This window comes from Nocardioides sp., from assembly GCF_034670285.1.
Classification (GTDB): domain Bacteria; phylum Actinomycetota; class Actinomycetes; order Propionibacteriales; family Nocardioidaceae; genus Nocardioides.
In genome coordinates, this window is the sequence record NZ_JAXMNS010000120.1 from 1 (window position 1) to 9,138 (window position 9,138).

At 72.3% G+C, this 9,138-nt stretch carries 10 protein-coding genes; 3 read left to right on the forward strand and 7 right to left on the reverse strand.

Annotated elements, in window-relative coordinates; all coding sequences use genetic code 11:
• A partial coding sequence (locus tag VOI19_RS07990; protein WP_323792436.1) for an RNA polymerase sigma factor occupies positions 1-1,118 on the forward strand: 1,118 nt, incomplete at its 5' end.
• Here VOI19_RS07990 and VOI19_RS07995 read toward each other — a convergent pair.
• From VOI19_RS07995 to VOI19_RS08010, 4 genes are read right to left on the reverse strand one after another with little or no spacing between them, the layout of a single operon-like run.
• Positions 1,084-2,160, reverse strand: coding sequence for a flavin monoamine oxidase family protein (locus VOI19_RS07995; RefSeq protein ID WP_323792437.1), 1,077 nt, complete (start codon positions 2,158-2,160; stop codon positions 1,084-1,086). The genes VOI19_RS07990 and VOI19_RS07995 overlap by 35 nt on opposite strands.
• Positions 2,157-2,759, reverse strand: coding sequence for an SH3 domain-containing C40 family peptidase (locus VOI19_RS08000; RefSeq protein ID WP_323792438.1), 603 nt, complete (start codon positions 2,757-2,759; stop codon positions 2,157-2,159). The genes VOI19_RS07995 and VOI19_RS08000 overlap by 4 nt, the downstream gene beginning before the upstream one ends.
• The gene (locus VOI19_RS08005) at positions 2,756-3,892 is read right to left on the reverse strand and encodes a dipeptide epimerase (RefSeq protein ID WP_323792439.1); all 1,137 of its coding nucleotides are present in this window, start codon (positions 3,890-3,892) and stop codon (positions 2,756-2,758) included. Before VOI19_RS08005 ends, VOI19_RS08000 begins: the two co-directional genes overlap by 4 nt.
• Entirely contained in the window at positions 3,889-4,674 is a 786-nt protein-coding gene (locus tag VOI19_RS08010) for a serine hydrolase (protein ID WP_323792440.1), read from the reverse strand. The genes VOI19_RS08005 and VOI19_RS08010 overlap by 4 nt, the downstream gene beginning before the upstream one ends.
• Before the next feature lie 16 nt (positions 4,675-4,690).
• Here VOI19_RS08010 and VOI19_RS08015 point away from each other — a divergent pair, with 16 nt between their 5' ends.
• Positions 4,691-5,602 carry a nitronate monooxygenase gene (locus tag VOI19_RS08015; protein WP_323792441.1) on the forward strand — a complete coding sequence of 304 codons (912 nt, stop codon included), beginning with the start codon at positions 4,691-4,693 and terminating at the stop codon, positions 5,600-5,602.
• 29 nt (positions 5,603-5,631) lie between these two features.
• On the opposite strand, the gene VOI19_RS08020 is transcribed toward VOI19_RS08015, so the two are convergent.
• From VOI19_RS08020 to VOI19_RS08030, 3 genes are read right to left on the reverse strand one after another with little or no spacing between them, the layout of a single operon-like run.
• Positions 5,632-7,122: an alpha/beta hydrolase domain-containing protein gene (locus VOI19_RS08020; protein WP_323792442.1), complete on the reverse strand. Its 1,491-nt coding sequence runs from the start codon at positions 7,120-7,122 to the stop codon at positions 5,632-5,634.
• A 30-nt stretch (positions 7,123-7,152) separates the two neighbouring features.
• Complete coding sequence (rnhA, locus tag VOI19_RS08025) at positions 7,153-7,617, reverse strand: ribonuclease HI (protein ID WP_323792443.1); 465 nt, start codon at positions 7,615-7,617, stop codon at positions 7,153-7,155.
• Positions 7,614-8,720 carry a GuaB3 family IMP dehydrogenase-related protein gene (locus VOI19_RS08030; protein WP_323792444.1) on the reverse strand — a complete coding sequence of 369 codons (1,107 nt, stop codon included), beginning with the start codon at positions 8,718-8,720 and terminating at the stop codon, positions 7,614-7,616. The genes rnhA and VOI19_RS08030 overlap by 4 nt, the downstream gene beginning before the upstream one ends.
• Before the next feature lie 214 nt (positions 8,721-8,934).
• Between VOI19_RS08030 and VOI19_RS08035 the strand changes: the two genes are divergently transcribed.
• A partial coding sequence (locus VOI19_RS08035) for a hypothetical protein (protein ID WP_416366356.1) occupies positions 8,935-9,138 on the forward strand: 204 nt, incomplete at its 3' end.

A 9,138-nucleotide genomic window follows, 5' to 3' on the forward strand; every position in this document is an offset into this window, starting at 1 on the left:
ACGCTGTCCAGGACGCCTCCCTGCGTGCCCTCGAGGTCTGGTCGCGCGACGGCGTGCCGGCCAACCCGGTCGCGTGGCTCCGGCTCACGGCGCGACGACGAGCGGTCGACCTGGTGCGGCGCGAGGACACCCGCCGACCGAAGGAGGCGGTGGCGATGAACGACGTCCTCTCCACCCTCGGCGCGGACGACGAGCCCCCGGACGCCTCGATGATCGATGACGACCTGTTGCGCCTCGTGTTCACTTGCTGTCACCCGAGCCTGGCGCTCGGCACCCAGGTCGCCCTCGCTCTGCGGACGTTGTGCGGACTGAGCACCGAGGAGGTCGCTCGCGCTCTGCTCGTGAGCGAGGCCGCGATGGCCAAGCGCCTGACGCGTGCCCGCCAGAAGATCAAACACGCACACATCCCCTTCCGGGTTCCGCCCGACCACGAGCTGCCCGACCGCTGGGCGGCGGTGCTCGCCACGACCTACCTGCTGTTCAACGAGGGCTACACCACGACGTCCGGTGCCGACCTCGTGCGGCGCGGGCTCGTGACCGAGGCCCTCCGGCTCGCGCGCCTGCTCGTCCGACTTCAACCCGACGACCCAGGAGCGCTCGGGCTCCTGGCCCTGATTCTGCTGCAGGACTCGCGCCGTGACGCCCGCCTCGACGCCGACGGCGCGGTCGTGCTGCTGCGTGACCAGGCGCGCGAGCGCTGGGATCGAGCAGCCGTCGAGGAGGCCGTGCCGCTGGTCGGCGAGGGACTCCGTCGTACGCCGGACCGACCCGACCGCTACGTCGTGCAAGCCGCGATCGCCGCGTGTCACGCGCTCGCCGACTCCTGGGACGACACCGACTGGCCCGTGCTGGTCTCCTGGTACGACGTGCTCCTCACCGTCGACGACGGACCGGTCGTCCGACTCAACCGGGCCGCCGCCGTCGCCGAGCGCGACGGGGCAGGAGCCGGGCTGGCGCTCGTGGACGAGATCCCCGGACTCGAGGGCTACGCCTTGTGGCACGCCTCTCGCGGCGTGCTGCTGAGGCGCCTGGGACGCGAGCAGGACGCCGACGCCGCCGAGGCCGCCGCCTCGGCACTGCCGCTCAACGAGGCTCAGCGATCCCTGCTGAACCGCTAGTGCCCGCCACAGCGGCAACCGCTCGCTCGGCAGCCTGGAGCGCCCCCTCGACGTGACCGGCGAACTCGGTCGCGGTCTCGGTCGTGGCCCAGTGCAGGCGCCCCTGCGCGAGCGGACGCAGGTAGGTCGGGTGCCCGAAGAGCGAGTAGTCGCCGAGCTGTTCCACCCCGGGCGGTGACGTCCAGGTCTCGGCGCGCCAGTCGCGCACGTGCACCGCGGTGGGCGACGCCGCCTCGGGACCGAAGATGGCCGTGAGCTGGTCGACGACCTGGGCCCCGGTGACGGACGGCGAGCCCGGCGCTGTCGGCGGGGCGAACCCGAACAGGGCAGCCGACGTGCCATCCGGGCCGCTCATGTCGTGGATCTCGCGCAACGGGCCACGGTGGCTGATCGCCGAGCCGGATCGTCCGCTGCGCCGCCAGAACGGTTCGTCGTACGCGGCGACGACCTTGGTCATCGCCCCCATCCAGACCGGGGTACGCCGGGCGAGCGCCGTGACCGAGTCCGGGAGCGCCGGGTCGAAGGTGATCTGACCGGTCAGGGCCGGCGGGAGTGCCAGCACCACGTGGGAGGCGCGCACCCGGCCCCGGTGCGTGGTCACGCACACGTCGCCGGAGCCGTCCTGCTCGACGTCGCTGACCGGGGAGTCGAGGCGCAGCACGCCCGCGGGCAGGGCAGCCGCCAGCGCGGTCGCGAGCGAGGCGGTGCCGCCGGCGAGCCGGAACGAGCGCACGTCGATCGGGTTGCCGTCGACCTCCTGCTCGCCCGAGGCGTCCTGGTAGCGCGCGTTGCCGGCGAGGTGCTGCTCGAACCCGCCGAGGCCGAGACGCGCCGCGAGGGCGGCGACGCGCTGCTCGCCGGGCCAGAACCAGGTGGCGCCGAGGTCGAGCCCGTCGACGGCGTCGAGCCGTCCACCGACCCGCGAGCGCGCCTCGAGCACTCGCACCGTGAGCCCGCGCGCGAGCAGGGCGTCCGCTACGGCGAGGCCGCTGATCCCGGCGCCGACCACGACGACGTCGACCTGCTCCTGCTCGTCGCTCACTCCGGTGCGCCGAAGCGCCCCGCGGCGACGCGCGTGGCCACGCGCTCAGCCGGCAGCGTCTCCTCGACGACGTACCTGCGCGGCCCGGAGTCAGGAGCGTGCAGCATCGTGTCGGGCCCGGTCACGAAGCCGACGTGGGTGATGCGTGTGCCCGGTCCGTCCTTGGCGAAGAACCACAGGTCGCCGGGTCGCTCGCTGCCCAGCTCGACGGCCGCGCAGGCCTCGGCCTGGTCGGAGGCGTCGCGCGGGGTGCTGATGCCGACGGCGCGGAACGCGATGTGCACGAGCCCCGAGCAGTCGATGCCGTCGGCGGTCAGCCCGCCCCAGACGTACGGCGTCCCGAGGTAGCCGCGCGCCAGCTCGACGACGCTGTCCTCGTCGTGGGCGAGGTCGGTCAGGGTCACCCAGCCGGGGTAGCCGCTCGGGTCCTTCGCCGACGGCTGGGCCGGCACGGTCACCCGCGCCCACGGGCCCTGCGCCTCGTCGGTGGGGCGGAGCACCTGGTGGATCTCGACGCGGTCGCCCGCGAGCAGCTGGGTGACCTGCTCACCGTCCTCGGCGGGGGTCTCGCGGACCGCGGTCAGGCGGATGGCTCTCATCGGGCTTCTCCTTCGAATCCGTTGATCCCGAGTCCGGGGGTGGTGGGCAGCACGATCTCGTCGCGCTCGTAGGCGACCCCGCCGTCGTACGGCGAGCTGGTGGCCCACCATGCGGCGTCGAGGTCGGGGAGGCTCGTCACGCCGACGGCCGCGACCAGCGAGGCCGCCGCGCCGATGCCGACGTGCGACTCCATCATCGAGCCTACGAAGGTGCCGAAACCGTGGCGCTGGGCGACGCCGAGCAGCTCGAGGGCGGGGGTGAGTCCGCCGCACTTGGCGAGCTTGACGTTGACCAGGTCGGCGGCGTCGCAGCGGATGATCTCGACGAGGTCCTCGAGGGTGAAAAGCGACTCGTCGGCCATGATCGGGGTGTCGACGTGAGCCGTCACGTGCGCCAGCCCGAGGACGTCATGCGCGGGCACCGGCTGCTCGACGACCTCGACGCCGACCCCGGCGTCCTCGAGGGCGTGGATCACCTCGATCGCGGTGAACGCGTCCCAGCCCTGGTTGGCATCCAGGCGCAGCCCGATGCCCGGCCCGACCGCGTCACGGACGGCCCGCACCCGCGCGACGTCGGTCGCGGCGTCGGTGCCGACCTTGAGCTTGAGGGTGGTGAACCCGTCGCTCACCCGGGCCCGCGCGGCCTCGGCGAGCCCGCTCGCGTCACCGGCCGCAAGGGTGACGTCGGTGCGGACACTGGTCGCGGTGCCGGCACCATCGGGTCGCCCGGCCTGCTGGGCGAGGTGGACCGCGAGCGGCACCCCGGCGCGGCGTGCGGCCAGGTCGTGGAGCGCGACATCGGCGGCCATCTTGGCCGAGCGGTTGCCGACCACGGCGCGCTGGATCAGTGGAGCGGTCTCGCTCGGGTCGGCCGGGGCCGCGACCAGGACGTCGGCCATCGGTCCGTCGAGGCAGGCCCGAGAGCCGGCCAGCGAGTCGCCGGTGACCTGCCAGACCTGGGGCGCCTCGCCCCAACCGATGCAGCCGTCGGTGTCGGTCAGGCGCACCAGCACCGTCTCGATGGTCGTCGTACGCCGCAGCGCGGTGACGAACGGTGTGTGGAGCGGCAGGCTCAGCAGGTGGGTCTCGACGCGCTCGATCCGCGGCCCGGTGCCGCCCGGACGACCCGTCATCGGCGCCGCTCCCACGCCTGGGCCGCGAGGTCGGCGATCCGCCGGTTGGCGTCGTCGTACGACACCCCGGCGAGGCGGGTCAGGACGACGAGCACGAACGGCTCGTGCCCGCCTCCGGCCGGGTCGGGGCCGGGACGCACGATGGCCATGTCGTGGGTGTGGTCGTCGATCCAGCCGGTCTTGTTGGCGATCGTCGTGCCCGCGGGCAGCTCGGGGAGCAGACCAGCCGGGATCGCGTCGCGGTAGTGCTGGCCGAGCAGCACCTGCTCGACCTTCGGCGGCGTGTGGGCCAGCAGCCGGCCGAGGTCGCGGGCCGTGACGACGTTGGAGATCCCCGCGCGCTGGGCGGGTGCGTCGTCGATGCCGCGCACGACCTGCGTCGCGTCGCTGCTCCCGGCGTCGCGCAGCACGGCGGCGACCTCGGCGAGGCCGACGTGCTCGAGCAGCACGTTGGTGGCGAGGTTGCCCGACAGCACCAGGGCACGCCGACGCAGCTCGCGCAGCGTCGTCCTCGTGCCGCGGCCGTCCCAGGTGGCGTCGTCCTGGTCGTCGTCGCGGTCGAGCACGTAGCGCTCCCCCGCGACCACCGAGTCGAAGTCGTCGTGCACGAGCACCTCGGCGTCGAGGTCAAGCTCGCCGCGCTGGTGCAGGCGCTCGGCTGCCTGGGCGATCGGCAGCTTCATCAGGCTCGCGGAGTACGCCGTCGCGTCGGCGTCCTGCTCCCACCAGGTCAAGCCGTCGAGCCCACCCAGCCAGAGCGCAACGAGGTCGGGTTCAGCCACGTGGTAACCCTAGGGTGTGACCAATCGCGTGCAGCACCTCCTCGGGGTCGAGATCCCCATCGTCCAGGCCCCCATGACCTACATCGCCCGCGCCGAGCTCGCCGCGGCGGTCTCCGAGGCCGGCGGCATGGGCATCATCGAGACCCTCACGCCCGAGGGCCAGGCCGACCTCAAGCGGGTGCGCGACCTCACCGACAAGCCGGTCGGGGCCAACCTGATGATCCAGGGCTGGAAGCACGACCCGTCGATCGTCGACGTCCTCGTCGAGGCCGGCGTCACCTACGTCGCCACATCAGCCGGCGACCCGGGCCTCTTCACCGAGCGGCTCAAGGACGCCGGCATCACCGTCTTCCACGTCGTCGGCAACCTGCGCGGTGCCCACAAGGCGGTCGACGCCGGCGTCGACGGCCTCGTCGTCGAGGGAGTCGAGGGCGGCGGCTTCAAGGGCACCCTGAGCCCCTCGACGATGGTGCTGCTCCCCCTCGTGGCCTCGCAGGTCGACGTCCCGATCATCGCGGCGGGAGGCATCTGCGACGCCACCACGATGGCGGCGGCCTTCGTGCTCGGCGCCGAGGGCGTGCAGATGGGCACCCGGATGCTGGCCACCATCGAGGCCGGGGTGCACCAGAACTTCAAGGACGCGATCATCGCCGCCGGAGACGACGGCACCACGCTGCTCAGCGTGCCCGGCAACCCGACGATGCGAGTGCTGCGCAACGACCTCGGCGCCAGCGCCACCCCCGACAGCGCCAAGCTGCTCGGCCGGATCACCGACCTCTACTTCGAGGGTGACATGGAGGCCAGCGTCGCCAACACCGGCCAGGTGTCCTCCCGCATCGAGGGCGTCCTGCCGGTGGCCGACGTCGTCCGAGGCATGTGGGACGGCGCCCAGGCGGCGTTGGAGGCCGGGCGCGCACGCCTGGGCTGAGGCCCCTGGCAGCTGGGAGCACCGGTCCCTCAGCGGATCCGACCGCCGAAGCGCGGCGGCCTGTACGACGCGCACGTGCCGCTTGCACCCTGGGCGAAGCGCGGCCGGATGTCGCACACCCGACGCATCTGGTCCCTCGCGTCCGGCCGCAGCAGCCATCCCTTGCGCACCGCTCGGTTCGTGGCCCGCTTCATCAGCCACTGGTAGCGGGAGAACGTCTCGTAGCGGAACTGGATCTCGTCGTCGCTGAAGGGCACCGTGATGCCGCCGAGGTTGCAGGCGGTGCTCTCGTAGGTCGCGACCGGCACCTCCATCGGCGCGAGCCGGATGCCGCCGAGCGTGTTGTGGTCGGCGTCGCGGGCCAGCGCTCCGTCGACGAACTCGTAGCGCGGCGTCAGCGGTGGCCGGCGTCCGGTGCGCACCCAGCGGTTCAGCTGGTGCAGCGCCGTGGAGACGACGTAGTGGTTGGGCATCGTGACCCCGGCAACGGTGCACGCCGCCATGAGCGGAGCGGGAACCTGGCCGTAGTTGCCGGCCTCGTCGATCAGCTCGCGGAAGCCCGCCCGGTTGCGCGGCGGTTGTCCGGCGACGCGAGCGCTCTGGCCCTTCACCTGCTGCACGCCGATGAAGTAGTCGGAGTGGCCGGCGCCGGCGACCTCCCAGAGCCGGTAGCGACGGTCCTTCGTGGGCGGCGAGGGGTCGGCCTCCCGGTCGGCGAGGAGGTGGAGCACGGGGACGTCGAGCGGTGCGTCGAAGGTCTTGCCACCGCCGCCGTGGATGAGGAACCCGTCGATCGCTGCTGCGTCGCGCTGGTGGTCGTTGACGTAGGCGTAGAGCCGGCTGGCCGACTGCGACTGACCCGCCGCCAGCACGCGCCTGACCCGCAGACCGGGCATCGGGTCGAGCCCCTCTCCTGCACCGCGAAGTGCTCGAGCGACCTGGGTGAACATGTCGGGCGCCCAGTCGTCGCCCGGGTGGGAGATCGCTGCGTAGCGCACCGGGTCGAAGACCTTGGGTGTGAGCGGCGAGCAGCACAGCCCGGCCGCCTGGGCGCTGACGTGCACGAACGCGAAGCCCTCGCGCAGCAGCATCTCGCGCGCCTCGAGGCTGTCGACGGCGTTCTCGAACTGCGCCGTCACGTTGACCCAGTCGAGCATGACGGTGCCGTTGAAGTCGCGCTGCTCACGCGGTCGGGTGACGATGATCCGGGTGACGTACGGCGCCGGGGCGCCGTCGAGCCGGACCGCCATGCCCGACACGAAGTACTCCTCCTGCTCGTAGCCGAACGGCTTCAGCCGGTGCCAGGAGTCCCACAGCGGATGACCTCGCAGCCCGTCGGGCGGGCTCGTGAGCAGCGGCGCCCCGTCGCTCGCCCCTCGCGCGACCTCTAGGTCAGGCCCCCCGACGGGCGCCCCGACCGGCAGGGTGGGCGCAGGTTGCTGGGCCACGACCGGTCCGGCCACGATCAGCAGACCGGCCAGCAGTGGCGGGAGGAGCAATGAAGAGCGAAAGAATGTCACATATGACGTAACGTCGATCACACGCCGGGGTTACGCCTTCTCGCGCTCCCGGGCGACCGCTTCCTCGAGGCCCTTGGCCGCCAGCCGGTCGGCGCGCTCGTTGCCGGGGTCGCCGGCGTGGCCCTTGACCCAGTGCCAGGTCACGTCGTGCTCCTCGACTGCAGCCTTGAGCCGCTTCCAGAGGTCGACGTTCTTGACCGGCTGCTTGGCCTTGGTCTGCCAGCCGTTGCGCTCCCACCCCTCGACCCACGAGGTGATGCCACTGCGCACGTAGGTGGAGTCGGTGTAGAGGTCGACCCGCACCCGCCGCTTGAGCACGCCCAACGCCTCGATCGGAGCGGTGAGCTCCATGCGGTTGTTGGTCGTCTCCCCGGCCTCGCCGCCACAGAGCTCGAGCTCGTGACTGCCTTGGCGGAGCAGGGCGCCCCAGCCTCCGGGTCCGGGATTGGGGATGCAGGCGCCGTCGGTGTGGATCGTGACGACGTCGTCGCTCACTCGACGACGACCTCGACCCGCTGGAACTCCTTGAGCTCGGTGTAGCCGGTGGTGGCCATCGAGCGCCGCAGCGCACCGATGAGGTTCATCGTGCCGTCGGCGACGCGCGAGGGCCCGAAGAGGACCTCCTCGAGCGTGCCCACCTGGTCGAACTGCACGCGCTGACCGCGCGGCAGGTCGGCGTGGTGCGCCTCGGCGCCCCAGTGGAAGCCACGGCCCGGGGCGTCGGTCGCGCGCGCGAAGGGCGAGCCGACCATGACGGCGTCGGCGCCACAGGCGATGGCCTTGGCGAGGTCGCCGGACTTGCCGATCGAGCCGTCGGCGATCACGTGCACGTAGCGTCCGCCGGACTCATCGAGGTAGTCGCGTCGTGCGGCGGCTACGTCGGCGATGGCGCTGGCCATCGGGACGGCCACGCCGAGCACGGTGCGGGTCGTGTGAGCGGCTCCGCCGCCGAAGCCGACAAGGACGCCGGCCGCACCGGTGCGCATGAGGTGCAGGGCTGCCTGGTGGGTCGCGCAGCCACCCACGATGACCGGCACGTCGAGCTCGTAGATGAACTCCTTGAGGTTGAGCGGCTCGGCCTGCGAGGAGACGTGCTCGGCCGAGACGGTGGTGCCCCGGATGACGAACATGTCGACGCCGCCGTCGACGACGGCCTTGGCGAACTCCTGGGTGCGCTGCGGCGAGAGCGAGCCCGCCACGGTGACCCCGGCGGCACGGATCTCGCGCAGCCGCTCGGTGCTCAGCTCGGCCTTTACCGGCTCGGTGTAGATCTCCTGCATGCGCACGGTCGCCTCGATGCCCTGGAGGCCGGCGACCTCCTCGAGGAGCCCGGTCGGGTCCTCGTAGCGGGTCCAGAGACCTTCGAGGTTGAGCACGCCGAGGCCACCGAAGTTGCCCAACGCGATCGCCGTGGCCGGCGACATCACGGAGTCCATCGGCGCCGCGAGCACCGGCAGCGAGAAGCGGTAGGCATCGATCTGCCAGTCGGTGCTGACTTCCTCGGGGTCACGGGTGCGCCGGGAGGGCACGATCGCGATGTCGTCGAAGGAGTAGGCACGCCGGCCGCGCTTGGCCTGGCCGATCTGGATCTCGGTCATGGTCGGCAGTTTCCCACGCCCGACCGGCACCCTCACACTCGGTGGACCAGACCATGTATCGCAAACGGCCACCGCAGGACAAACATGGCATGGTGCGGACCACGGATGCACTGCAGGCGCGGGCCACGACGCCGGAGGCAGCCACGTCGCGTCGCCCGACCGTCCGCGGCAGCCACGCGGTGCTCGTCACGATCACGCGGGAGGGTCGGTCCTGATGGCCCCGGCAGTCAGATCAGCAGCGGTCATCGGCGGGTCGGTGGCCGGGTCGGCGAGTGCGCTGTTGCTGGCGCGCGCCGGCTGGGCAGTCACCCTGGTGGAGCCTGGGCTGCCCGACCTGCTCGAACCCGGGGCGCAACCGACGTCTCGTCGTGGCGCACCGCAGGCCATCCATGCCCACGGTTTCGGGTCCCGCTCGCGC

What these genes read in the sequence shown, in the direction of transcription:
- VOI19_RS08030 (WP_323792444.1), bottom strand. Translation starts at nt 8,720, where the DNA reads ATGACCGAGATCCAGATCGGCCAGGCCAAGCGCGGCCGGCGTGCCTAC.
- VOI19_RS08000 (WP_323792438.1), bottom strand. Translation starts at nt 2,759, where the DNA reads ATGAGAGCCATCCGCCTGACCGCGGTCCGCGAGACCCCCGCCGAGGAC.
- VOI19_RS08005 (WP_323792439.1), bottom strand. Translation starts at nt 3,892, where the DNA reads ATGACGGGTCGTCCGGGCGGCACCGGGCCGCGGATCGAGCGCGTCGAG.